This is a genomic window from Kribbella steppae (assembly GCF_004342025.1).
Lineage (GTDB): Bacteria > Actinomycetota > Actinomycetes > Propionibacteriales > Kribbellaceae > Kribbella > Kribbella steppae.
This window is the reverse complement of sequence record NZ_SLWN01000010.1, coordinates 192,096-216,498: the sequence shown is the minus strand read 5'-3', so window position 1 is coordinate 216,498 and position 24,403 is coordinate 192,096. Positions and strand designations below refer to the sequence as shown.

Annotated in this window: 26 protein-coding genes; 10 read left to right on the top strand and 16 right to left on the bottom strand. The window is 68.7% G+C overall.

The features are described 5' to 3' along the window. The first annotated feature begins 42 nt into the window (after positions 1–42). Positions 43–528, top strand: a complete 486-nt coding sequence (locus EV652_RS28505; protein WP_132212337.1) for a cation:proton antiporter regulatory subunit — start codon at positions 43–45, stop codon at positions 526–528. 1 nt (position 529) lies between these two features. Beyond that, positions 530–1,747, top strand: a complete 1,218-nt coding sequence (locus EV652_RS28500; protein WP_132212336.1) for a cation:proton antiporter — start codon at positions 530–532, stop codon at positions 1,745–1,747. Positions 1,748–1,768: 21 nt separating this feature from the next. Here EV652_RS28500 and EV652_RS28495 read toward each other — a convergent pair whose 3' ends face one another. Genes EV652_RS28495 through EV652_RS28480 form a run of 4 tightly spaced genes read right to left on the bottom strand, consistent with a single transcriptional unit; the run spans position 1,769 to position 4,886 of the window. Further along, positions 1,769–2,335: a YdeI/OmpD-associated family protein gene (locus EV652_RS28495; protein WP_132212335.1), complete on the bottom strand. Its 567-nt coding sequence runs from the start codon at positions 2,333–2,335 to the stop codon at positions 1,769–1,771. A gap of 45 nt (positions 2,336–2,380) precedes the next feature. Next, positions 2,381–2,863, bottom strand: coding sequence for a methylated-DNA--[protein]-cysteine S-methyltransferase (locus EV652_RS28490; protein WP_242002069.1), 483 nt, complete (start codon positions 2,861–2,863; stop codon positions 2,381–2,383). Further along, positions 2,860–3,414, bottom strand: coding sequence for a GNAT family N-acetyltransferase (locus tag EV652_RS28485; RefSeq protein WP_132212334.1), 555 nt, complete (start codon positions 3,412–3,414; stop codon positions 2,860–2,862). Before EV652_RS28485 ends, EV652_RS28490 begins: the two co-directional genes overlap by 4 nt. Before the next feature lie 2 nt (positions 3,415–3,416). Further along, a complete protein-coding gene (locus EV652_RS28480) occupies positions 3,417–4,886 on the bottom strand; it encodes an AlkA N-terminal domain-containing protein (protein ID WP_132212333.1) in 1,470 nt (489 codons plus the stop codon). 134 nt (positions 4,887–5,020) lie between these two features. Between EV652_RS28480 and EV652_RS28475 the strand changes: the two genes are divergently transcribed. The 4 genes from EV652_RS28475 to EV652_RS28460 all read left to right on the top strand — a co-directional run bounded on the left by EV652_RS28475 (position 5,021) and on the right by EV652_RS28460 (position 10,348). Beyond that, positions 5,021–5,761 carry an SDR family NAD(P)-dependent oxidoreductase gene (locus EV652_RS28475; protein WP_132212332.1) on the top strand — a complete coding sequence of 247 codons (741 nt, stop codon included), beginning with the start codon at positions 5,021–5,023 and terminating at the stop codon, positions 5,759–5,761. 31 nt (positions 5,762–5,792) lie between these two features. Beyond that, the gene (locus EV652_RS28470; RefSeq protein WP_132212331.1) at positions 5,793–6,578 is read left to right on the top strand and encodes an LLM class flavin-dependent oxidoreductase; all 786 of its coding nucleotides are present in this window, start codon (positions 5,793–5,795) and stop codon (positions 6,576–6,578) included. Positions 6,579–6,644: 66 nt separating this feature from the next. After that, positions 6,645–7,667, top strand: coding sequence for a LacI family DNA-binding transcriptional regulator (locus tag EV652_RS28465; protein WP_132212330.1), 1,023 nt, complete (start codon positions 6,645–6,647; stop codon positions 7,665–7,667). 38 nt (positions 7,668–7,705) lie between these two features. Then, positions 7,706–10,348: a glucosidase family protein gene (locus EV652_RS28460; protein ID WP_242002068.1), complete on the top strand. Its 2,643-nt coding sequence runs from the start codon at positions 7,706–7,708 to the stop codon at positions 10,346–10,348. A gap of 513 nt (positions 10,349–10,861) precedes the next feature. Here the strand turns inward: EV652_RS28460 and EV652_RS28455 are convergent. The 10 genes from EV652_RS28455 to EV652_RS28410 all read right to left on the bottom strand — a co-directional run bounded on the left by EV652_RS28455 (position 10,862) and on the right by EV652_RS28410 (position 18,797). Then, a complete protein-coding gene (locus tag EV652_RS28455) occupies positions 10,862–11,623 on the bottom strand; it encodes a hypothetical protein (RefSeq protein ID WP_132212329.1) in 762 nt (253 codons plus the stop codon). Then, complete coding sequence (locus tag EV652_RS28450) at positions 11,620–12,591, bottom strand: ATP-binding cassette domain-containing protein (protein ID WP_132212328.1); 972 nt, start codon at positions 12,589–12,591, stop codon at positions 11,620–11,622. The genes EV652_RS28455 and EV652_RS28450 overlap by 4 nt, the downstream gene beginning before the upstream one ends. Continuing rightward, positions 12,591–12,950, bottom strand: a complete 360-nt coding sequence (locus tag EV652_RS28445) for a GntR family transcriptional regulator (RefSeq protein WP_132212327.1) — start codon at positions 12,948–12,950, stop codon at positions 12,591–12,593. Before EV652_RS28445 ends, EV652_RS28450 begins: the two co-directional genes overlap by 1 nt. A gap of 113 nt (positions 12,951–13,063) precedes the next feature. Continuing rightward, positions 13,064–13,825 carry a GOLPH3/VPS74 family protein gene (locus EV652_RS28440; protein ID WP_132212326.1) on the bottom strand — a complete coding sequence of 254 codons (762 nt, stop codon included), beginning with the start codon at positions 13,823–13,825 and terminating at the stop codon, positions 13,064–13,066. Beyond that, positions 13,818–14,027: a type II toxin-antitoxin system antitoxin gene (locus EV652_RS28435; protein WP_132212325.1), complete on the bottom strand. Its 210-nt coding sequence runs from the start codon at positions 14,025–14,027 to the stop codon at positions 13,818–13,820. The genes EV652_RS28440 and EV652_RS28435 overlap by 8 nt, the downstream gene beginning before the upstream one ends. Before the next feature lie 9 nt (positions 14,028–14,036). Beyond that, positions 14,037–14,948, bottom strand: coding sequence for an SPFH domain-containing protein (locus tag EV652_RS28430; RefSeq protein ID WP_132212324.1), 912 nt, complete (start codon positions 14,946–14,948; stop codon positions 14,037–14,039). 157 nt (positions 14,949–15,105) lie between these two features. Continuing rightward, the gene (locus EV652_RS28425; RefSeq protein ID WP_132212323.1) at positions 15,106–15,798 is read right to left on the bottom strand and encodes an aminotransferase class IV; all 693 of its coding nucleotides are present in this window, start codon (positions 15,796–15,798) and stop codon (positions 15,106–15,108) included. Continuing rightward, positions 15,795–17,171, bottom strand: a complete 1,377-nt coding sequence (pabB, locus tag EV652_RS28420) for an aminodeoxychorismate synthase component I (protein WP_132212322.1) — start codon at positions 17,169–17,171, stop codon at positions 15,795–15,797. Before pabB ends, EV652_RS28425 begins: the two co-directional genes overlap by 4 nt. A gap of 42 nt (positions 17,172–17,213) precedes the next feature. Beyond that, a complete protein-coding gene (locus EV652_RS28415) occupies positions 17,214–17,993 on the bottom strand; it encodes a class I SAM-dependent methyltransferase (protein WP_132212321.1) in 780 nt (259 codons plus the stop codon). Between the two features lie 90 nt (positions 17,994–18,083). After that, positions 18,084–18,797 (bottom strand): iron-dependent transcriptional repressor DtxR, encoded by a 714-nt coding sequence (locus tag EV652_RS28410; RefSeq protein WP_132212320.1) that lies wholly within the window; start codon positions 18,795–18,797, stop codon positions 18,084–18,086. 97 nt (positions 18,798–18,894) lie between these two features. Here EV652_RS28410 and EV652_RS28405 point away from each other — a divergent pair, with 97 nt between their 5' ends. The 4 genes from EV652_RS28405 to EV652_RS28390 are packed head-to-tail and all read left to right on the top strand — an operon-like array spanning position 18,895 to position 22,603. Then, on the top strand, positions 18,895–20,211 hold the full coding sequence (locus tag EV652_RS28405) for a cryptochrome/photolyase family protein (RefSeq protein ID WP_132212319.1): 1,317 nt from the start codon (positions 18,895–18,897) through the stop codon (positions 20,209–20,211). 60 nt (positions 20,212–20,271) lie between these two features. Continuing rightward, positions 20,272–20,676 (top strand): GntR family transcriptional regulator, encoded by a 405-nt coding sequence (locus EV652_RS28400; RefSeq protein WP_132212318.1) that lies wholly within the window; start codon positions 20,272–20,274, stop codon positions 20,674–20,676. After that, positions 20,673–21,557 (top strand): ABC transporter ATP-binding protein, encoded by an 885-nt coding sequence (locus tag EV652_RS28395; RefSeq protein ID WP_132212317.1) that lies wholly within the window; start codon positions 20,673–20,675, stop codon positions 21,555–21,557. The genes EV652_RS28400 and EV652_RS28395 overlap by 4 nt, the downstream gene beginning before the upstream one ends. Further along, positions 21,554–22,603 carry an ABC-2 membrane transporter-related protein gene (locus tag EV652_RS28390; protein ID WP_132212316.1) on the top strand — a complete coding sequence of 350 codons (1,050 nt, stop codon included), beginning with the start codon at positions 21,554–21,556 and terminating at the stop codon, positions 22,601–22,603. The genes EV652_RS28395 and EV652_RS28390 overlap by 4 nt, the downstream gene beginning before the upstream one ends. On the opposite strand, the gene EV652_RS28385 is transcribed toward EV652_RS28390, so the two are convergent. Both EV652_RS28385 and EV652_RS28380 read right to left on the bottom strand, forming a co-directional pair. Further along, positions 22,569–23,912, bottom strand: a complete 1,344-nt coding sequence (locus EV652_RS28385) for an APC family permease (RefSeq protein WP_132212315.1) — start codon at positions 23,910–23,912, stop codon at positions 22,569–22,571. The genes EV652_RS28390 and EV652_RS28385 overlap by 35 nt on opposite strands. Then, positions 23,869–24,393 (bottom strand): HIT family protein, encoded by a 525-nt coding sequence (locus EV652_RS28380; protein WP_132212314.1) that lies wholly within the window; start codon positions 24,391–24,393, stop codon positions 23,869–23,871. Before EV652_RS28380 ends, EV652_RS28385 begins: the two co-directional genes overlap by 44 nt. Positions 24,394–24,403: the final 10 nt, after the last annotated feature.

Below are 24,403 nucleotides of genomic sequence, written 5' to 3'. Positions count from 1 at the left end.
GACAATGGTTGCAGACGCCAGCTATCGCGGGATCGAGGAATCATGGACCAGCAGGCCCACCCGACCAGGACGACGTTGCCCGGGATTGGTACCCGGTACGACCTGACCACCGAAGGCGGTCAGCACGTCTCGGTGGTGGTGCACAACGACGGACGGCGGTTCCTCGGCTTCCACGATCCCGAGGACGACGACAACTGCAAGGACTCCGTCCCGCTGGATCCCGGCGAAGCGGCCGCGCTCGCCCAGTTGCTGATCCCCGCGCCGATCGACCCGGTGCGCAACGAGATCGAGATCGACCTGATCACCGAGCACATCCCGATCACGGCCAAGTCGCCGTACTCGGGTCGCACGCTGGGTGACACCCAGGCCCGCAGCCGGACCGGTGCGTCCATCGTCGCCGTGCTGCGCCGGACCGGTGCGACCCCGTCCCCGGCCCCGGACTTCCGGTTCGCCACCGGGGACACGCTGGTCGTCGTGGGCACCCGCGAGGGCGTCGACGCGGTCTACGACCTGATCGCGGGAGGGTGACGTGCACGAGAACATCACCGCCCTGCTGATCGAGTTGGGGGCGGTCATCCTGGCCCTCGGCATCCTCGGCCGGATCGCGTCCCGGTTCGGCTTCTCGCCGATTCCGCTCTACCTGCTCGCCGGGCTGGCCTTCGGCCACGGCGGACTGTTGCCGTTGGCGGCCAGTGAGGAATTCGTGGCCACCGGCGCCGAGATCGGCGTCATCCTGCTGCTCTTGCTGCTCGGCCTGGAGTACACGGCCAGCGATCTGGTCAGCACGTTGAAGACGCAGTACGTCTCGGGTGTCGTGGACTTCCTGCTCAACGCGTTGCCCGGCGCGGCCGTCGCGTTGCTGCTCGGCTGGGGCCCGGTCGCCGCGGTCGCGTTGGCCGGTGTCACTTGGATCTCCTCGTCGGGTGTGATCGCCAAGGTGGTCGGCGATCTCGGCCGGCTCGGTAACCGGGAAACCCCTGTGGTGCTGGGGATTCTGGTGCTCGAGGATCTGTCGATGGCGGTCTACCTGCCGATCCTGACCGCACTGCTCGCCGGTGTCGGGCTCGCGGGCGGCAGCATCACGCTGCTGATCTCGCTCGGCACCGTGAGCGTCGTCCTGTTCGTTGCCGTGCGCTACGGACGGGTGATCAGCCGGGCGGTGTCCTCCGACAACCCGGAGATGCTGCTGCTCGTCGTACTCGGGCTGACGTTGCTGGTCGCAGGCATCGCACAACAACTGCAGGTGTCGGCGGCGGTCGGTGCGTTCCTGGTCGGGATCGCGTTGTCGGGTGAGGTCGCGCACGGCGCGCGGAACCTGCTGAGTCCGTTGCGGGACCTGTTCGCCGCGGTGTTCTTCGTGTTCTTCGGGTTGAGCACGGATCCGGCCGAGATCCCGCCGGTGCTCGCGATCGCGCTCGGGCTCGCGATCGTCACCGCGCTGACGAAGGTCGCCACGGGTTGGTACGCCGCCCGCCGGGCCGGCGTGGGAACGGCCGGACGCTGGCGAGCCGGCGGCACGCTGGTCGCCCGAGGTGAGTTCTCCATCGTCATCGCGGGTCTCGCGGTCGGCGTCGAACCCAGGCTCGGCCCGCTGGCGACGGCGTACGTGCTGATCCTGGTCATCCTCGGCCCGATCGCCGCCCGCTACACCGAACCTCTCGCCCGCCGCCTGACGAACCGCAACCAGACCCCCGCCACCCCGCCCGCCGCCGAACGCTTGGACAACCCCGCCAACACCCCCAACTGATCCCGTGCGCCCGCTGGCCTCTCAGCGGGCGCGCACGTTCTGGGCTGCTTGCTCGACGGTTTGCTCGATCCGGCCCGCTCGGGTCTCCGGGCGTTTGGCAAGGGTGATCCACTCGAGGATCGCCCGGCGCGAGGACGGCGGGAACGCCTGGAAGTGCTTGTCTGCCGGCGGATTCGCGGCGAGGGCGGCTGCCAGGTCGGCGGGGACGATCAGGTTTTGGGCGTCGGCGAGGAGATCCCACGTGCCGGTGTGCTTGGCCAGGTCGATGAGCTCCTGACCGGCCGGGTCCATCAGACCCGCCGAGATCAGCTGCTCGACCCGGTCGCGGTTGATCTTGCTCCAGGTGCTGCGCGGGTTTCGCGGGGTGAAGCACTGGTACGTCGTCTTGTCGTCCCGCTTCACGGTCTTGCTGTCGATCCAGCCGAAGCACAACGCCTGCTCGACCGCGCTCATGAGATCGACACCCTCTGCGTCCCGGTGAACGATCAGCCAGACCGACCGCTCCGTCCGCCCGTTCGCCGCCAGCCACGTCCGCCACTCCGCCACCGTCGAACAGGCCAGCGCGTCCTCATCGGTCAATGTGCTCATACGTAGAGCATGCACCCGATAAGTGCTCACCAAATGAGCACTTATCTAGAACAGTGCGTCGCCGCGCTCGTGGTCCAGCAGTGCCTGCTTGCGGTCGAGGCCGCCGCCGTACCCGGTCAGGCTGCCGGTCGACCCGACGACGCGGTGGCACGGCACGATGATGCTGATCGGGTTCTTGCCGTTGGCGAGGCCGACCGCCCGCGATGCGCCCGGCACGAGGCCGAGGGTTCGGGCGAGTTCGCCGTACGTCGTCGTCTCGCCGTACGGGATGTCCTGCAGGGCGGTCCACACCCGCTGCTGGAACGGCGTCCCGCCCAGGTGCAGCGGTATGTCGAACGTCGTCCGGCCCTGCTCGAAGTACTCGGTCAGTTGCTCGGCCGCCGCGGGCAGCACCGAGTCGTCGCGATCGCCGAATGTCTCCATCGGCGGGCGGTGACGGTGCTGCTCCATGTAGACGCCGGCGAGCCTGTCGTCCTTCTCGACCAGCATGAGCGGACCGAGCGGGCTGTCCATCACGGCGAATGTCACCGCGTCGCCTCCCACTGGGCTCGGTCGATCCGGTAGAGGACGTGACGCTGCAGCGGGTGACCGTCCGGCAGGCGGACGTGGTCGAAGTCGCCGGCCTCGTCGTGGGTCATGCCGATCCGTTGCATCACCCGCTGGGACGGCAGGTTGGTGGTCGTGGTGAACGAGACGATCTCCGTCAGCCCGGCCGGACCGAACCCGTGGGCCAGCGTCGCCCGGGCCGCCTCGGTCGCATAACCGTTGCCCCAGGCCTCTTTCGCAAGCCGCCAGCCGATCTCGATCGCGGGCATGAAGTGCGCCTCGAAGCTCGGCACCGACAAGCCGGTGAAGCCGATGAACCGGCCCGTGTCCTTCACCTCCAACGCCCACAGACCCCAGCCGCGTCCCTCGATCTCGGGGATGTTCCGGTCGATGAGCGCGTCGCTCTGCTCGCGCGTCTGCGGTGCCAGGAAGTGCGCCATCACCGCCGGGTCGGCGTTCATCGCCGCGAACGGCTCGCGGTCGGAGTCGCGCCACTGGCGCATCAGCAGGCGGTCGGTGGTCAGCTCGGTCATACTCACTCCGGGATCTTGTTGATGGCGTGGTCACCCGTGGCCCAGAGGTACTGCACCGCGTACGCACGCCAAGGCCGCCACGCACGGGCGTGGTCGGTCAACGGTTTAGGGGCTTCAGGCAATCCTAGGTCACGCGCGGCGTACCGGACACCCAAATCGCTGGCCACGAAGGCGTCCGGGTCGCCGAGCGCCCGCATCGCGATCGACTCCACCGTCCACGGCCCGATCCCCGGCAGCGCGGTCAACTGCTCTCGCGCGCGCTCCCAGTCCGCGCCCGCACCCAGCTCGATCTCCCCGGCGGCGAGCGTGGCGATCAGCGTGGTGAGCGTCGTACGACGGGACTTCGGGAACGCGAGGGTTTCCGGATCGAGCCCGGCCAGCGCCTGCATGGTCGGGAACAGATGCGTGAGCCCACCGGCCGCGTCCTCGATCGGCTCACCATGCTGCCGGACGAGCCGATGCGCATGAGTCCGCGCGGCGGCGGTCGACACCTGCTGCCCAAGCACAGCCCGTACGGCGAACTCCTCGCCGTCGACCGTGTGCGGCACCCGGCGACCAGGCGCCTTCGCGATCAGCGGTGCGAGCACCGGGTCAGTGCTCAGCAGATCATCGACCGCGACCGGGTCGGCATCGAGGTCGAGCATCCGGCGGCAACGGCTGATCGCGATCGCCAGATCACGCTGGTCGGTGAGTGACAGTTGGCAGGCGATGTGGTCCGGCATCGGCTTCAACGCGACGACACCGTGGCCGTGCGGAAGCCGGAGTGTGCGTCGATAGTGACCGTCGCGCCACTCCTCGACACCCGGCACGCCGGTCGCGATCAGATGGCCGAACAGGTTGTCAGGAGTCAGCGGTGCGCGGAACGGCAGCCGTAGTGAGATCGTGCCGGGCGCGGCGGTCGTCGTACCCTTCCTGGCCCGGGTGCGCAGCTCGGTCGGCGCGAGGGCGAACACCTCCTGCACCGTCTCGTTGAACGTTCGCACGCTGGAGAACCCGGCCGCGAACGCCACGTCGGCCATCTGTAGCTCGCTGGTCTCGATCAACAGCCGGGCGGTCTGGGCGCGCTGGGCCCGAGCGAGCGCAAGCGGACCGGCGCCGAGCTCGGCCTGCAGTTGGCGCTGCACCTGACGGACGCTGTACCCGAGCTGGGTGGCAAGGCCTGGTACGCCGTCGCGGTCGACGACGCCGTCCGCGATCAGTCGCATCGCGCGGGCGACGAGGTCAGCCCGGTGGTTCCATTCCGGCGACCCCGGGCTGGCGTCCGGACGGCAACGCTTGCAGGCGCGGAAGCCGGCCTGCTGAGCGGCGGCGGCGCTCGGGTAGAACCGCATGTTCTCGACCTTCGGCGGCGCCACCGGGCAACTCGGCCGGCAGTAGATCTTCGTCGTCAGCACCGCGGTGAAGAACCACCCGTCGAACCGCGCGTCCTTCGACTGGACCGCGCGGACACACCGCTCTCTGCATTCGTACACGTCCTCCAGCATCCCTGGCCGCACCGACAGTCTCTAGCGGTTTTGCGCCATGGAGGTGTCGCGAGAATGCGACACCAGGATCTCGGGTCCGATTTCCGCCAGAACGAGCGGACGTACCCCGGTGAACTGAAGGCATGAACGAACTACTTGGCAAGAAGGTAGTGGTGACCGGTGGCAGCCGCGGCATCGGCGCGGCGACCGCGATCGCACTGGCCGAGCGCGGCGCGGATGTCGCGCTGACCTACAACAGTTCTCCGGACGCCGCGGCGAGGGTGGTGAAGGAGATCGAGGCGCTCGGACGTACGGCGTACGCACTCGAGATCGATGCGGCCGACGCGGTCGCGGTGGCCGACGGCGTCGCCCGGGCCGCGGACCGGCTCGGCGGGCTCGACATCCTGGTCAACAACGCGGGTGTCGGCGCGATCGGCCCGATCACCGACTTCACCCTGGACGATGTGGACCGGGTGCTCGCGGTGAACATCCGTGGCGTCTATGCCGCCGCGCAGGCCGCCGTACCAAGAATGTCCGACGGCGGCCGGCTGATTCATCTCGGCAGTTGCGCCGCGGGCCGGGTCACCAGCCCGGGCATGACGCTGTACGCGATGAGCAAGTCGGCACTGATCGGTCTCAGCAAGGGCCTGGCCCGCGAACTCGGGTCCCGCGGCATCACGTCGAACGTCGTCCAGCCCGGTCCGATCGACACCGACATGAACCCGGCGGACGGCCCGTTCGCGGCGGCCCAGATCGCCGACCTGGCCCTGGACCGCTTCGGCACCACCAGCGAGGTGGCCGCGGCCATCACCTACCTGGCCGGTCCGAACGCCGCCTACCTCACCGGCACCGAACTCACCATCGACGGCGGCCACACCGCCTGATCTGTCGGTGCCGGTGGTTACCGTCATCGGCATGCGATTCTCGGTCACGGTCGGGGCGGTAGGACCAGGACGGGATCCGCGCGGGCTCGCCGAGCTCGCGCGGGCCGCCGAGGACTCCGGCTGGGCTGCGATGTTCCTGGAGGACTATCTCGTCTATCAGGGCGACGCGACGCAGCCGACGTACGACCCGTGGATCTGCCTGGCCGCGATGGCGGCGGCCACGTCCCGGATCAGGATCGGTACGACGGTGACACCGCTGCCTCGGCGGCGGCCATGGAAGGTCGCGGCCGAGGCGGTGGCGCTGGATCACCTGTCGGGCGGACGGTTCGTGCTGGGTGTCGGCATCGGCGACCCCGGCGACCCGTTCTTGGGCCGGGCTCCAGATCCGAAGGTGCTGGCGGAGATGCTGGACGAGGGGCTCGAGGTGATCGACCGCCTGTGGACCGGCGAACAGTTCAGCTTCGAAGGCAAGCACTATCAGCTCGACCGCGTGCAGTTGACGGCACGACCTGTGCAGACGCCGCGGATCCCGATCTGGATCGGCGGAAACATGCTGGTTCCCGCCGTACGGCGCCGCATCCTTCGATGGGATGGCAGTTGCGCCTACAAGGGCTCGACCGACGCACCACAACAGATCACGCCGGACGACGTACGGGCGTTGCTGGCCGAGCGCGGAGAACCGTTCGACATCAAGGTGAGCGGTGGCGACCCCGCTGACTTCGCCGCCGCGGGTGCCAGCTGGTGGGGTCGCTGGATCGCCCCCGCCTCGCCGGAGCACACCCTTTCGATCATCCGGAAGGGGCCGCCGAGGCGTTGACACGGCCGGGGCGGGGCGGCAGACTGCGGATGTTTTTAACGTTCAAAGTATCCGTGGGAGGTCGCCGTGGCTACGTTGAAGCAGGTTGCCGCCCACGCCGAGGTGTCGGTCCAGACGGTGTCGAACGCCCTGAACGCACCGCATCGCCTCCGGCCGGACACGCTCGAACGGGTGAACCGGTCGATCGAACTGCTCAACTACCGGCCCAATCGTAACGCCCGCAGCCTGCGCACCAGCGCCGTCGAACTGATCGGCTACTGCGTTCCCAGCTGGCCGGACCAGGCCCACCTGGTGATGGACCAGTTCCTGCACGAACTGTGCGCCGCCGCGGAGAAGACCGGCCGGCACATCCTCCTGTTCACCGCGCCGCCCGGCGTCGAGGGCATGCCGACGTACGACGACCTGCACGCACGCCGCCTGGTCGACGGGTTCGTGCTCTCGCAGACGGAGACGCACGACCCGCGGCACGGCTGGCTGAAGGACACGCAGATCCCGTTCGTGTCCTTCGGCCGGGTGTGGAAGGAGACCACCCAGCCTGGCCCATGGGTCGACGTCGACGGCGCGGCCGGGTCCGCGATGGCAGTGCAGCACCTGTACGAGACCGGCCGCCGGCGGATCGCCTTCCTCAGCTGGCCGAGGTCGTCCGGCCTGGCCGAGGACCGGCTGGCCGGCTGGCGTGGCCGGTGCAAGCAGCTCGGCCTTCCCACCGGCGGGCTGGCCGTGCGGTGCGGCGAGGACGCGATCGACGAAGGCGCCCGGGCCACCGCCGAGCTGCTCGACAGCGACCAGCCGCCGGTCGGGATCGTTGCCCTGAGCGACATTCTCGCCCTCGGTGCGCTCCGCGAGCTCGGCCGGCGCGGCCTCACTCCCGGCGTCGACGTCGGCGTCACCGGCTTCGACGACTCACCGCTCGCCTCGGTGGTCTCCCCCGGCCTGACGAGTCTCCGGCAGCCGATGGACGAGATCGCCTGCGAGCTCATCGCCATTCTCACTGAAACACAGAGCTTGACTGGTACGACGTCCGGCGTACCGACCGAACGCCTGCTGCAACCCGAACTGGTGATCAGGGGTAGTTCAGCCCCTGGCTGATGCGGTGCATGCGCGCCGCGAAAAAGGAGGACACCGCCATGACTCTCCGCCCATCCGTCAGACGCAGCACCGCCCCACCACGTCGGGCCCGACGTACGGCCGGCGTCACGCTGCTCGCCACAGCGACCATCCTGGCCGGCACCGCCTCGGCGACCGCCGGCTCGACCCCGCCCCAGGCGGCCGGCGGGCCAACCGTCGCACCGTCAGAGCTCTCGGAGACAACCCGGCTGGCCGACCGCCGGTCGCTCGTCGTCGGCGATCGCGCCTACGCGATGGGCGACGAGACCGGCCTCTACCCCGCGGCCGGGTGGCACATCCGCGGTGAGATGGGCGGCTTCTGGACGCAGCCGATCAAGCTCCTCGACGGCCTGTGGTTCGGGCTCGACGGCGCCTGGCTCGGTAAGGACGTGGCTGCGCAGAAGTACACCAGCGGCCACGGTTACAGCCGGATCGACTACTCCGGTGATGTGCGCGTAGGCCGTACCGACTTCGTCCCGGACGGCATCCGCGCGACGCTCGTCGGGCTGACGCTCGAATCCAGTACGGCGAAGACGGTCAAGCTCGACGTGGACGCGCACTCCGAACTGATGGCGTCGTACCCGTGGGGCTGGACGACACCGAGTGCGGCCGCCGCGAACCTGCCGGACACCGGCGCGTACGCTGACGGCTCGCTGCGCTTCCGCGAGCAGGGCACACCGTCGTACCCGAACGCGACCGAGCACGACTACGCCGCGTTCGTCGGATCGTCCCTGCGTCCGACGGGCCACGCCCTCAGCCCGAACAACCGCGGTCCGCAAGATCCCGCAGTGATCTGCCCGGCCGACGGCACGACGCCCGCACGCTGCGACGACTCCCTCGTCGGCAAGGGCACTGGCGGGCGGCTCACGTACGACGTGAGTCTCGCGGCCGGCAAGTCGAAGACGATCTGGTTCGCAGTCGCCGGCTCTGACGGAGGCGTGTCTGCCACACAGCGCGAGTACCGTCGCGCCCTGAGCAGCCCGGAATCATTGCTGAAGGCAAAGACGCGGGACCGGCAAGAGATCGACAGTATGTCCGCAGTGGACCTGCCTGGTGACCGGCTACTGCAGCAGAGCGTCGAGTGGAGCAAGCAGAACCTCGCGGACTCCGTCCAGGAGGCACGCAACCTGCGCATCCGCGACGTGAACGAGGGCAAGGCCTACCCGGCACCGGTCGGCACGATCGACACCGCCCGCTGGTTCGGGGCGGGCTTCCCGGACTACCCGTGGCTGTTCGGGACCGACGGAGAGTACACCGCGTACGCCGCGGTCGCGGCCGGTCAGTTCGACACGACCAAGGAGCACCTCCGCGCGCTGCGTGACATCAGCGACCTCCTCAACAACCGCAGCGGCAAGGTTGCCCACGAGGTGGTCCCGACCGGCGACGTGTACTTCGGCTCCAACCAGAGCGCGGGCAACACCGACGAGACGGCGAAGTTCCCGAGTGCGGTCGCGACGCTGTGGCGGTGGACCGGTGACGACAGGTTCCGCAACGAGATGTACGACTTCAGCGTCCGCAACCTGCAGTACATCTACCGTGAACTGGACAAGGACAGCGATGGCTGGCCAGAGGGCCTGGCGAACGTCGAGCGCAGCGGCATGGGTGTCGAGAAGCTCGACAGCACCGTCTACCTCGCCCGCGGTCTGCGCGACGTCGCGGACATGGCCGCGTCCAAGCACGACACGGCGGTCCAGCAATGGGCAACCGCCCGCGCCACGGACCTCGAGTCCCGCTTCGAGGCGCAGTGGTGGGTTCCGCAGGCCCTGGGGTACGCCGACTCGATCGACGACCCGGCCAATCCCGCGAACGACAACACGCCGATCTTCCAGCGGCACTGGACCGGCGTGACACCGATGGAGGCGGTCCTGGTTCGTCCGGGTCAGCCGGATTCTCCGCTGTCCTCGACGGCGAATGCGACGACCGCGCTCGACCAGCGCGAGAAGCCTTGCTACACAGGGGAATTCGGCCTCTATCACACCGGCACCGGGCCGACCTCCGACCCGGCCGGCAACCCTGGGCCGTCCTGTGACCCGGTCGTCTCGCAGGTGAAGAGCGAGCGGGCCATGTTCGGATTGAACACCTCGATCATGGCGGTTGCTGAGGGCAACTACGGTCGGCTGGGCAAGGACCAGCAACAGGTCTACACGACCGGCAACGCCCGCATCCAGCTCGACCCGACGGTCTGGGAGACACCGGGCGCGATGCCGGAGATCGCACCGTCGCCCGACTCACCGGCGAACATCGGCCGGCCGTTCTACGACCGCTCGATGGCGCTCCAGGCCTGGGGCGCGTACGGCATCCTGTGGCCGGTCGTGCACCAGCAGCTCGGCGTGGACCCGGACCTCGGACACGGCAAGGTCGCGGTGATCCCGCAGCTTCCGGAAGGCCAGCAGAAGGTGGCCGGTAGCAACATCCGGCTCGGTCGCGGCTCGGTCGATGTGTCCGCACGCCTTACAGGTAAGGAATTGCGGACCGATGTCAAGGTGAAGGGTGTCGGCGCGAAGTTCACGATCGGCGCCGTACTGCCGACCGGCGCGACGGTGAAGAGTGTTTCGCTGGACGGTCGCTCGGCGTCGTACCAACTGGTGACCACGACGCGCGGAGTGGAGGTGCAGGTAGCAGCCCGCGGCTCGTCCTCGGCGCTGAAGATCGCACTTCACTGACTCACCCCGAAACCGCCGGCCGGCGCACAACCGTTCTGTGCGCCGGCCGGCGCTGTGCTGTCGACGGCCCTACTTGTCGTCGACGGCCATGCTGGTTGTCGACGGCCCGTGCGTTTGTTTGAAACGGCACGGCGGGGTGCCGATATGCCGGGCATGCTGTGCCGCTATGCATGAAGCGGGGCCCCTCCGAGTATGAGTCGGAGGGGCCCCGCAATAGCTGAAGGAAGGTGACGTCTCCAGCCTCCCGAACGGGTCCGTAGAGGCCGGCAGACCCCGTCACCGGTCTACCTCGGTGGGGATCCCCACCGCTAGGGTCCTCGGTTTCCGTTCGACCCACCGCTCAGATCAGAAGCGGCGTGTCGACATTTCTACCGCCGTCGCCCAGGGCCGCACAACCCTTTGTGCCAAGAGATTTCGTGAATTCGCCACCTACCGCGTGTCATCCACAGTGATCCCGCGACCATCCACAGAAATCGTCCTGGTTATACACACCCCCTGTGCATAACCAGGGTCTCAACTCTTCGCCGGCTTCAGTGCCATCGGCCGCAGCAGAAGGTAGCCGACGTACCACCCGAGAGCACTCACCACCAGGATGGACGGCACGGCGACAGCGAGTGGCGGACGCTGGTAGCCGATGCTCGTCAACACGTCGGCGAGCCACTGAGCGATCAACAGGAACTCGGTGACCGCTGCCGGGATCAGCGAGAGCGGCAGCATCAGCAGACCGCGCCAGAAGCCGAACCGGCAGAACGTGATGCCGAGCAACCACCCGGCCGCCTCGTGCGACAGGATCAGCAGGAAGAACTCGGTGAAGATCAGACCGGCCTGCGAGGTGTCGTGGAACAGGTGCGGGTTCTGCATCGTCTGCGACCAGCCCTGTGCGCTGTAGAGCACGCGCTCGCCCTGGTACATCAGCACCCACAACGCCGCGGTCGCGACCGCGGCACCGGTGAGATAGATGCCTGAGGCAATGGAAAGCATCCGCCGGGTGACGCCTTGCGCGATCAGCAGGCTGAGGTACGCCGGAGTGATGGTGATGCCGATCGCCATCGAGAAGTACTTCGGCGACTGAGTGCCCCAGTCCCACATGCTGCGATCGAGCCCGCCAGTGGCGATCAGGTACCAGACGCCGATTGTGAGGAACAGGAACAGCATCACCAGCCAGTAGCCGACCAGCATCGGCCGGGTGCCGACGAGCATCGCCAGCAACACCTGCCGCAACCGGTTGGTCGAGGTGACACCCCGCGGCAAGGCGTGCTCGACTGTCGCGCTCACCGGCGATCTCCCTTGCTGCTGGTAGCGGTCAGGTGGACGAAGAGGTCCTGCAGTCCGACCGGGCCGATCTCGAGACCGGCCGCAGTTGCCTGCGCGAGGAGCGCGGGATCGAGGTCGCCCAGCACGGTGGTGGACTTGGTGCCGCCGAGCTTCTCCTCGGCGAGCACGGTGAACCCGGCGGTGAAGTCGTCCACCACCGCGGCCGGTCCGACGATCGAGGCGCCACGGCCGCGGAGCGCGTCCACCGGCGCCTGGGTGACGAGCCGGCCGTTGTCGAGGATGACGACCTCCTCGAGCACCGTGCTGACCTCGCTGACCAGGTGGGTCGACAGCACGATCGTGCGCGGCACCTCGGCGTAGTCGGCGAGCAGAGCGTCGTAGAACAAGTTGCGGGACGGCACGTCCATGCCAAGGTAGGTCTCGTCGAAGATGGTCAGCGGCGCGCGGCTGGCCAGCCCGAGGACGACCCCGAGCGCGGACTTCTTACCGCGGGACAGCTTCTGCACCTTCTTGTTCGTCGGCACCTCGAACCGGTCGAGCAGCTCACCGGCGAGGTCTTCGTCCCAGTTAGGACGCAGGCTCGCGGCCAGACCGAGCGCGTGCTTGACCGGCGCCGCGGCGATCAGGTCGCCCGACTCGCGGATCAGGCAGATCCGGCTGGTGGCGACCGCGTTCTCGTACGGCTCGACCGCCGTACCGAGGTCGCCGCCCTCGATCAGCACCCGGCCCTCGTCCGGCCGCCGGAAGCCGGCCAGTGTCGCGGCGAGCGTGCTCTTGCCGGAGCCGTTGCGGCCGAGCAGGCCGTGGATCTTGCGCGGCGCCAGCCGCAGGTCGAGCCGGTCCAGCGCCGGCACACCGGCGAACCGGACCGACAGGTTCTCCGTCCGCGCCGCCAGCGCGGGCTCGGTCTCCTCGGCGGAGACGAAGTCGGCGGCTGCCGAAGTGGTTTCCAGGGTGCGGTTGGTCATCACGCGTCTCCGTAGGTGCGGATGTGCTGGACGACGTCCTTCAGCGGTACGCCGATCGCCTTGGCCTCCCGGATCATCGGGTCGACCACCTCGGCGAAGAACGAGTCGCGGCGGCCGGTGCGGAGCAGCTCTCGCGCGTTCGGGCTGACGAACATCCCGATCCCGCGCTTCTTGTAGAGCACACCCTCGTCGACCAGCTGGGCGAACCCCTTGGCCGCGGTGGCCGGATTGATCCGGTAGAACGCGGAGTACTGGTTCGTGGACATCACCTGCTCATCCTCGGCGAGGGCGCCGGTGACGATGTCGTTCTTGATCTGCTCGGCGATCTGCAGGTAGATCGGGCTGCGATCATCGAACATCACGGCCTCCTCTCGCGATCGACTCCGGCCGGATCAGGTGATGATCAGGTTCTTAGGTTCATTACTTGAGTAAGGAACCATAGCACCGGGCCGGGTTCACCGGTCAAGCCAGGTCATCCGCCGGCCGACGAGTTGCTCTGCTGGAGCGCCTTCTTCAACGCCGGCACCACCGGACCGACTCGTACGGCGAGTTGCGCCAGGCGATCCTTGTGCCGGGCGCGCTGGTCCTTGGGCACGACAGTGCGCAGATCACCGGTCGCAGCCAGGACGACGATCGCCGCGTCCCGGAGGTCGATGCGCGTGACGAGCCGGGCCGGCCGGAGCGCGTCGGTGGCGTTCCGCAGCAGCTGGCGTCGTACCAGCGGATGCCGCAGGGTGATGCGGTCGGCCGGGAACAGGCCGAGGATGCGGTAGCGCTCGACCTTGATCAGGCGGGCGCGTTCGAGCCCGTCGCGGACGTCCCGAACGATCGCGCCGTGGCGCCGGTCGATCCAGGTTCGCCACTTCCGCGGGCCGACCCGACTGACGTCCTTGAGCACACCGGCCAGCACCGGGTCGGCCGGATCGGCCGCTTTGGTCAGCCGGGCCCGGCCGTTGTCGTCGGCAAGGTTTCCGCTGAGCTGGAGGTCCACGAGGGCCGCGGCCCGGAGGATCCGGCCGAGCTTCGTCCACCGGCCCACCATACGCCCGCTCTCCGGGTCGTACGCGAGCAGGAAAAGCCTGGCAGCCAAGGCGTCCGGGGCCTTGACTCTGCCGAGGGCAACAACTCGAGGGCGCCGCAGTGGCGGTCGCCGCGGCAGCGTCCCGCGGCCGCCCGGGGCACGCACCAAGCTGAGGTGGTTGCCTGAGGCGACGGTACTGACACTTCTACTCATCGTCTTCCTCCTTGGACGGGCGGCCCGGACGGCGCATCTTGCCGACCCCGGACGGGAGCCGGCCGGCGTCGGCGAGCGCCCGGCGGAGCAGGTACTCGATCTGGGCGTTGGTGCTGCGCAGGTCGTCGGCTGCCCAGCGGGCCAGCGCATCATGCACCACGGGATCCAGCCGGAGCAGGATCTTCTTACGTTCGACGGCCACGGCGCCGGCTCACTGGTAGAGCGTGCCGGTGTTGACCACAGGCTGGGCGTCCTTGTCACCGCACAGCACCACCAACAGGTTGCTGACCATGGTGGCCTTGCGCTCCTCGTCCAACTCGACGACGTCGTGCTCGGACAGCCGGTCCAGGGCCAGCTCGACCATGCCGACCGCACCTTCGACTATCCGCTGCCGGGCGGCCACGATGGCACCGGCCTGCTGGCGGCGCAGCATCGCCTGGGCGATCTCCGGCGCGTACGCGAGATGGGTGATGCGGGACTCGATCACCCGGACCCCGGCAGCCTGCACCCGGGCGCCGATCTCGGTCGACAGCGTCTCGGTGATCTCGTCGGTGCTGTCCCGCAGCGACAGGCCGCCGTCCTCGGTGTGGACGTCGTACGGGTAGCTGTTCGCGATGTGGCGGACCGCGGTCTCGGTCTGGATCGCGACGAACTCGACGAAGTCGTCCACCTCGAACGTCGCCTGCGCGGTGTCCTCGACCTGCCAGACCACCACCGCGGCGATCTCGATCGGGTTGCCGTCGGCATCGTTGACCTTGGCAACAGCTGTCTCGTGGTTGCGGATCCGGGTGGACACCACTTTGCGGGTGGAGATCGGGTTGACCCAGCGCAGCCCGTCGATGCGAATCGTCCCGCTGTACCGCCCCAGGATCTGCAGGACCCGCGCCCGGCCCGGCGCCACCGGCGTCAACCCGCCGGCGACGAACAGCCCGGCCAGGAACACCAGGATCGAGATGACGACCAGCGTGCCCTGTCCGTTCGCGATGCCGAGGATGAACACCACGACCCCGAGCACCACCAGCACGAACGCCAGCCCGGCCATCGGCCACCCGTTGATCTCCCGGGCCACCCTCTCCGTCACCTTCGGCGCCGGCATCTCCACCGCGACATCCACCTCAGCCATCACAGCTCCTCTCGAATATCCAAAAGGTAGCATTGTGATATCACTTTTTCAACACACACCAATCGCCCCGAGGCGCCGAGTCGTGGATTTCTGCTCCTCAACCGCCCGATCCCGCGCAGATCTCCACGACCGAGCGTCAGCTCACCCGGTCAGGGTTTTACAGCGGTTGGGCGAGGGCGGTCAGATGGTTCTGCCAACTGGTGGCTTGCGAGTTCGGCAGCGGGTCGATGGCGGAGTCGGACCAGGCGTGGACGGGGCGGATGCCGTGGAGGGCGTTGAGGAGCCAGACCTCGTGGGACTGCAGGTCGGTCGGTGTACAAGCTCGTTCGGCGACCTCGATGCCTTGGGTCGTGGCGACCTGGCGGAGCAGGGCGGCGGTGACCGACGGGAGGAGTGGGCGGTCGGAGGGCGGGAAGCAGAGGGTGTCGTCCTCCCACCAGGCGATGGCGGAGTACGCCGCTTCGAGGACCGTGCCGTCCTGGTCCAGCAGGAGGATCTCGTCGGCTCGGTGGGACGCGGCCTCCTTCAACTTGCCCAGGAGTTCCAGATCGGGCCCCTTCACGCGCGGCGCGGTGCGCGGATCGGGACCTTCGTGTACGACGACCCGCACCCGACCGCCGACAGGTGGGGCCGGGCGGAGCTGAACCGCCAACTCCCCCGAGGTACGGAGCTCGAACCGCGGGAACCAGCGACCGAACCCCGGCAACCGGCGGACCTGGTCGGTCCAGAAGCCCGCGGCCTCGACGCCGGCCGCCGCACACGACCCGACGAACCGTTCCCGGTGCAGCTCGATCCCCCGAACCTTGCCATTGGCCACCAGGAACGAATCCGCCACCTGCATGTCACTCATCTCCCCCACCCTTCGGCCGCGGCGTTCCCGCCGACGGCTGCCGTTGCCTTCAGCACCATTTCGTCGTACTCCGCGACCGGGTCCGAGTCGAGCACGATCGCACCCCCCGTACCGATGACCGTCTCGGACGGCGTCAGCACCGCGGTCCGGATCACCACACTCAGATCCGCCCGCCCGTCCACGGTCAGATAACCCAGCACACCCGAGTACACCCCGCGCGCACTCCATTCGAGCTCGTCGAGGATCTCCATCGTCCGGATCTTCGGCGCCCCGGTCATCGACCCCGGCGGGAAGCACGCCCGGACGGCGTCGAGTGCGGACACCCCGGACCGCAGCCGGCCACGCACGGTGGTGACGAGCTGGTGGACGGTCCGGTAGCTCTCGACCTCCATCAGCTGCGGGACATGCACCGTACCCGGTTCGCTCACCCGGCCGAGGTCGTTGCGGATCAGGTCGACGATCATCAGGTTCTCGGCCCGCGTCTTCTCGTCCTCGGCGAGCGCCTTCGCGGCCAGCTCGTCCTGCGCCGGGTCCGGGTCGCGCGGGGAGGTCCCCTTGATCGGCCGGCACTCCGCCCAGCCGTCCGCGTCCACGGTCAGGAACCGTTCCGGCGACGAGCTGGCCACCGCGAGATCGCCGTACCGGAGGAAGGCGGCGTACGGCGCCGGGTTGTGCGCCCGCTGCCAGAGGAAGAACTCGAACGGATCGGGTACGGCCGGCAGCCGGACGCGGTTCGTCAGGCACACCTCGTACGTCTCCCCGGCCTCGAGCGCGGCCATGCACTTGCCGATCCCGGCCAGGTACGTCGCCCGGTCCTGCTCCAGATGCGTCTCGAGGTCGAGCCGAGCGATCGCCTGCGTGTCGACCCCGGACATCGACCAGTGGGACGTACTGCGCGAGGCCCGATCCAGCCAGCCGTCGTCGAACTCGTCCACATGGACCAGGTAGCTCACATCCCGGTCGTGGTCGATCACCACGAACCGGTTCGCCCAGATCCACAGCGCGTCCGGCGTCGGCGACTCGTGGGCCGCGGCTCCCCCGGTCAGCGCCTTCAACTCGTACCCGAAGTACCCGACGTACCCGCCGTTGAACAGCCCGGTCAGCTCATCCGGTACGCCGTCCAGCCGCGCACCCTTGGCCGCGATCAGCTCCTGCAACTCGGCGAACACGTCGCCTGAAGCAACATCTCGTACGACGACCTCCGCGCCGGCGCCGAGCGTCGTACCGAGGATCGAGACCCGTCGGACCGCCCGGTCGGTCAGACTGCCGTCGAGCCAGAACGCGACGGGTTCACCGGCCAGCAGCTCGCGGTAGACCGTCTCACCGTCGAGCGCCCGGTCGACCGTCCGAACGGACCAGCGCAGCGCACTCACGTGCACACGTTACCTACCGCAGGCCCTGCCGGGTGCGGGCGATCAGGACCCGGTCAGGGCCAGCTTGGTGCGCATCGCGGTGATACGGCGGATCGGGATCGCGACCTCGAGGCCGTCCTTCGACTCGGCCCGGTCGGCGAGCCAGCCGGCCGCGGTGTCGCGGCGGAGGTCCGGCGTACCGGGAAGGTAGAGCGCGTTGACCAGGCGCTGGGCGTCGTCGCGGGTGCGGATCATGTACACGTACCGCTCGCGCTGGCTCTCCATCACATCGAAACCGGCGTGATGCAACTTGTCCTTGAGCTCGGTGATCTCACCACCGGCCGGGAACTGCGGGGTCGACCGCAGCCGCGTGGTCAGCCCGCTCAGCGTGCGGATGTCACCACGCCGCAGCGGTCGCACAGCCGGCACGATCGCGGCCAGTACGCCGCCACGCCGCAGTACCCGAGCCGCCTCGGCCAGTACGCCGGGCAGCGGCTGCAGCACCATCAGGCCCATCGAGCAGGTGACGACGTCGAAGACCTCGTTCGCGAACGGGAGGTGCAAAGCGTCGGCCTGGACCTTCGGACCCGGTGCGGCGGCGAGCTGGGCCGGGTTGTTGTCGACACCGACGACCCACCGCCCGTACAGCTCACGCGCGACCGGACCGTTCCCACACGCGAGGTCCAGAACCCGCCGGGCCTCGCCGGAGACAGCACGAACCAGCCAGCGGTACGGCGTGTGGTCGCCTGCTACCGCTCGGGACAGCAGGGCTTCGGTGCTGCCCGGAGTCGCGGTGTGGAACTCCCGCAGATACTCCGGCCAGTCGATCTCGTTCTCAGACATTGCGGACAGACGCTACCTCGTGACCACACGCTGTACAGCATCGAGCGCTCAGCGTTGGAGGTCTTAATACAGCTTTGAAGTACGGAAACCTCAGACCCGGCTGACGAAGATATGCCCGGCCGTCTCGTCGCTGATCACGCCGCCGGCCTCGCGGCTGCCGACCAGGACGCCCTCGGCGTCGAGGGTGGAGTCGACCTCGCGGCCCGGCAGCGCGCCGGCCTTGCGCAGCACCGCCATCGCACCGTCGTCGGTCTGGACCGGCTCGGCGATCCGGCGGACCAGCACCCGGACGCTGTTACCGGTGGCCTGGTCGAGCACCTTGTCCAGCGGCTCGACGCCGATCCGGAACTGCTCGGTGCCGCTCGCCTGGCCGTCGGTCAGCAGCTCCTCGAGGCCCGGGATCGGGTTGCCGTACGGCGACTCGGTCGGGTGGTTCAGGATCTTCAGCAGCCGCAGCTCGACCGCGTCGCTCATCACGTGCTCCCAGCGGCAGGCCTCGGCGTGCACGTCCTCCCACTCCAGCCCGATCACGTCGACCAGCAGCCGCTCGGCCAAGCGGTGCTTGCGCATCACCCGGACCGCCTGCTTCCGGCCGACCTCGGTGAGCTCGAGATGGCGATCGCCCTCGACCGTGACGAGCCCGTCGCGCTCCATCCGCGCCACCGTCTGACTGACCGTCGGGCCGGACTGGTGCAGTCGCTCGGCGATCCGCGCGCGCAGCGGCAGGATGCCTTCTTCTTCCAGCTCGTAGACGGTCCGCAGGTACATCTCGGTGGTATCGATCAGCTCGCTCACGAAAGCCATTCTCGCCTATGGAGGCAAGCCTTACCCAATCGCCTGTTCGGTTCTTGTGGTAGCAGGTCGGCACGGCACCGCGGATGGTGGTGGGTACTACCGGAGGATGCGGGATGTGGCAGCAGTGATGTGGTTCCGCCGGGATCTACGCCTGGCGGACAATCCGGCCTTGCTGGATGCCGTCTCCGCGGGTGACGGGCGGGTGGTGGCCCTGTTCGTCCTCGACCCCAGGCTCTGGGATCGGGCCGGCGATCCACGGCGTGAGCACCTGGCCGCATCGTTGCGGAGCCTGTCGGAGTCGGTCGACGGCCAGCTCGTCGTACGACGGGGAGATCCGGTCGAGGTGGTCCCGGCACTGGCGGGCGAGGTCGGGGCGACCAGCGTCCACATCAGCGCGGATCACGCGCCGTACGGACAGGACCGGGACACAGAAGTTGAAGCCTCATTGAACTGTCCGCTGGTCGCGACCGGATCGCCGTACGCGATCGCACCCGGCCGCATCCTGAACCAGCAGAACCGCCCCTATCAGGTGTTCACGCCGTACTTCCGCCGCTGGCTCGAGCACGGCTGGCGACATCCGGTCGACCCGCCGGCGAAGGTCGACTGGATCGCGGCCGACGGCGACAATCTCCCGGACAGCACAGCTGAGGGTGCCGGCGAGCAAGCTGCTCTCGACCATTGGCGCGACTACTTGGACGACGTCGGACGGTACGACGACGAGCGCGATCGGCCCGATCTCGACAGCATCTCGCGGATGTCGATCCCGCTGAAGTACGGCGAGATCCACCCGCGCACGATGCTCGCCGACCTCGCCCGCAAGCGCAGCGCCGGCGCGGAGGCGTACCGGCGCCAGCTCGCCTGGCGGGAGTTCTGCGCGGACCTGCTGGCACGGCATCCCGAGGCGGCCTGGAAACCGTTGCGGCCGGAGTTCGAGCGGATGGAGTACGACGAGCCCGGGGACGCATTCGAGGCTTGGTGCGAGGGCCGGACCGGGTTCCCGTTCGTCGACGCCGGGATGCGGCAACTCGCGGAGTCCGGCTTCCTGCACAACCGGGTGCGGATGGTCGTCGCGTCGTTCCTGGTCAAGGATCTTCACGTGCACTGGAGGTTGGGTGCCCGCTGGTTCATGCGGTCGTTGCGCGACGGCGATCTCGCGTCGAACTCGCTGAACTGGCAGTGGGTCGCCGGCTGCGGTGCGGACGCGGCGCCGTACTTCCGGATCTTCAACCCGATCGGGCAAGGGCTCAAGTTCGACCCCGACGGCGAGTACGTACGGCGCTGGATCCCTGAGCTGCGCCACCTCGACGGCAAGGCCGCCCACGAGCCGTTGAAACACGGCGGCGCCGACGGCTACCCGGCCCCGATCGTCGACCACGCCGAGGCCCGCCGCGAGGCGCTCAGAAGGTACGACGCGATCCGCTGACACCACTGTGTCTTGACGGCTATTTGAGTCATGCCCCTATAGTGCTAGTTACCTAGTTGAATGGGGTTGAAGATGATCGAGTTCCATCTGGACGGCCGGTCGGGGGTCTCGCCGTACCAGCAGATCGTTCAGCAGGTCCGCAACGCGCTGCGGCTCGGACTGCTGCGGGAGGGGGACCAGCTGCCGACCGTCAAGGACGTGGTCGCGGCGCTGGCGATCAACCCGAACACGGTGCTCAAGGCCTACCGCGAACTCGAGCACGAAGGCCTGGTCCAGGCCCGGCCCGGGCGCGGCACGTTCGTGACCCGGACGCTCACCGACAACACGCTCGCCGCCCACGGCCCGCTCCGGCAGGACCTGCGCCGCTGGCTGGCGAAGGCGCGCAAGGCCGGCCTCGACGACGAGAGCATCGAGGCGTTGTTCCTGACAACCTTTCGGACCGCCGCTCTGGAGGACTTAGCATGACCGCGGTTCTGCAGGCCCATGGATTGGGCAAGAGATACGGGCGGCGCTGGGCGCTGACCGACTGCGACCTGGAGGTTCCGGCCGGGCACGTGGTCGGGCTGGTCGGGCCGAACGGGGCGGGTAAGAGCACGCTGCTGAACCTGGCGGTCGGGATGCTCAGCCCGACCACCGGGACCGTCGAGGTGCTCGGTGCGGCGGCCGGAGCACAGCAGGCGAAGGTCGGGTACGTCGCTCAGGACACGCCCACCTACAGCCGCCTGAGCATCACCGATCATCTGAAACTCGGTGCCCGGCTCAACCCCGGGTGGGACGATTCTCTGGCCCAGCAACGGATCCAGCACCTCGGCCTCGATCCGAAGCAGCGCGCCGGCAAGCTGTCCGGCGGCCAGCGGGCGCAACTCGCGCTGACCCTCGGCCTGGCCAAGCGTCCCGACCTGCTGATCCTCGACGAACCGGTCGCCGCGCTCGATCCGCTGGCCCGGCGCGAGTTCCTGCAGGATCTGATGCAGGCGGTCGCCGAGCAGGAGTTGAGCGTCGTCCTGTCCTCGCACCTCGTCTCCGACGTGGAGCGCGCCTGTGACTACCTGATCGTGCTGGTGGACTCGCGGGTCCAGGTGAATGGAGAGATCGACAGCCTGCTCGCGACGCACTTCCGGCTGACCGGGCCGCGGCGCGCCGCCAAGGACCTGCCCCGGGACCAGCACGTGGTGACCGAGAGCCACACGGACCGGCAGTCGACGTTCCTGATCCGGACCGACAAGCCGATCCTCGACCCGGCCTGGAACGTCAGTCAGCTCACTCTCGAAGACCTGGTGCTGGCCTACATGGGCCGCACCGCCCCCGCCCAACCCGAACGCCCGCTGCTGGAGGTACACCGATGATCTGGCTGACCTGGCGGCAGTTCCGCGTCCAGTTCCTGGTGGTCGGCTCGGTGATCGCCGCGGCGATCATCACCCTTGCCGTCACCGGGCCGGGCCTCGCGGACGACTATCAGCGGCTGACCACCGAGTTCATCAGGAACCTCGGATTCCAACGGCTCAATCCGCAGCTGTACTACATCGGACAGGCGCTCCTGTACGCCGTACCGCCGGTGATCGGGGCGTTCTGGGGCGCACCGCTGATCGCGCGTGAACTGGAGACCGGGACACACCGGCTGGTGTGGAGCCAGAGCATCGGCCGGCGGCGCTGGCTCGCGACCAAGGTCGGGATGACCGGCCTGAGCGCGATCGCGATCACCGGACTGCTCAGCCTCGCCGTCACCTGGTGGGCCGACCCGATCGACGACGCGATCAACGCCGGACAGGAGTCGAACACCTACCTGCCCAGAATGTTCCCTCCGGTCTTCTCCGCCCGCGGTCTGGTCCCGGTCGGGTACGCCGCCTTCGCGTTCGCGCTGGGTGTCGCGGTCGGACTCGTCGTACGACGTACTCTCGTCGCACTCGCGGTCACCCTGGCCGTGGTGATCCTGGTGCAGATCCTGACGCCGACGTTCATCCGGCCGCACCTGATGGCGCCGACCGACCTGACCATCGTCGCTTCCGCGGAGAACATCCGTGGCTTCATGCTCTCCGGGCCAGGGCCCAATCCGGAGGTGAAGCAGATCGAAGTCGCGACCGGGGTCGTCGGCGCGTGGAAGCTGACCGACGAGACCGTCGACAAGTCCGGTAAGGCGCTGAGCGTGCTGCCCTCGTGGACCATCGACTGCGAACCAGGTGGGCCGCCGGGCCAGGCCAGGGAGACGAGCCCCAACCCGAAGCGGGACGCGTGCTTCCAGCGGCTGGCCGACGAGGGCTATCGGCAGCACGTTCGGTACTTCACGGCCGACACCTTCTGGGCTCTGCAGTGGCGTGAGTTCGGGTTGTTCATGCTGCTCGCGCTGGGGCTGACCGGGTTCAGCTTCTGGCGGATTCGCCGGGACCTGTCCTAGGTGCTCGCAACCGCCGTACAAGCAGGGCAAGACCAAGTAGTGCGGCAGCGACCACTGCTGAGGTCCACGGCAGGGTGACGGCGAGGACAACGCAACCGACCAGGCCGATCACGTTGACGGCGCGAGGCCAACGACGTTGATCGGCCGGTTGCGTGAACGCGGAGGCGTGGGCGATCGCGTAGTACAGCAGGACACCGAAGGACGAGAAGCCGATCACGCCTCTGAGGTCGGTGGTGAGGACGAGGATGCCGACGACCACGGCGAGCGCGATCTCGGCGTGGTGGGGCACTTGGTAGCGCGGATGTACGGCGGCCAACCACGCGGGGAGGTCGTGGTTGCGCGCCATCGCCAGGGAGGTCCGCCCGATGCCGGCGATCAGGGCGAGAAGCGCACCGAGGCTGGCGAGCGCAGCTCCGATCCTCACCACCGGCACCGCCCAGGCCGCACCGACCGCGTCGACCGCGGCGGCCAGCGGCGCGGCGGTCGTCGCGGGGTCGAGCACCCGCAACAGCGCGAGGCCGACCACGAAGTAGATGCCGATGGCAAGTATCACGGCGATGCTGATGGCGCGGGGGATGGTCTTCGCGGGGTCCCGCACCTCCTCGCCCATCGTGGCGATCCGCGCGTAGCCGGCGAAGGCGAAGAACAACAGCCCCGCCGCCTGCAGGACTCCGTACGGTGAGGTGCCGGTGAGGGCCGGCAGTTCGCGATGTGGCTCACCGGTGAAGAGCAGAACCAGCACGAGAGCAAGGACCACCAAGGTGCACGTGACCAGGATTCTGGTCAGCCGGGCGGTCCTGGTCACCCCGCGGTAGTTGACGGCCGCCAGCCCGGCAACTGCGAGCAGTGCGATCAGTCGCTGGAGCCATTCGGCACCGGGCACCGCATAGGTGGCGAACGTCAGCGCCATTGCCGCACACGACGCGGTCTTGCCGATGACGAAGCACCAGCCCGCGGCGAAACCCCACCACTCCCCCAGCCGCTCCCGGCCGTACACGTACGTCCCGCCCGACACCGGATAGACAGCCGCCAGCTGAGCCGACGACGCCGCATTGCAGTAGGCAACAACCGCCGCAATCACCAACCCGATCAGGAGACCTGCACCGGCCGCCTGCGCGGCCGGGGTCCACACCGCGAACACACCAGCACCCACCATCGACCCCAGGCCGATCACCACCGCGTCCGCGACTCCCAGCCTGCGCGCCAACGCCGGCTGAGGTCCGGGGAGAGGCGCCTGTCCGGGGTGTGAGCCGGTCGGGGTCACGTCAGTCGCCCGCCGCCATCGCCGCAGCGATCTTCCGCTCGGCATCGGCCACGACCTCCTTGGGTGCTTCGGGCAGTAGGTCCGCCCACAACGGCAGCATCTCCCGCCGTGCCTCGAGCATGCCGAGCGGCCGGGGGAAGAACCACACGTGGAAGTGGGCCGAACCGTCGCCCCAACGATAGACATGCACCCGCGCGATGTCGCCCAGTCCGAGAATCGCGCGCTCGACCCGAGCGACGACGGGCCCGTAGCTCGCGGCGACCCGGTCCGGCAGATCGGCGAACGTGTCGTGATGGCCCCGGCTGGCCAGCCAGACCACCCCGGGGATGGTGACACCGGTCGCCCGGATCAGCGCCCAGTCCTCGTTCACCCAGAGCGGCGGCTGATGCTCGGAGTGCTCGTAATCGGCCAGCCAGTCGCACAGGCCGCACGGGTCACCACCGGGCTCACCGACGCGCGGCGGCTCGGGGATCACCCGGGGCTGTGGCGCCAGCCGGGTCAGCGGTTCGGCATAGGGAAGAGTCATGGCGGTCCTC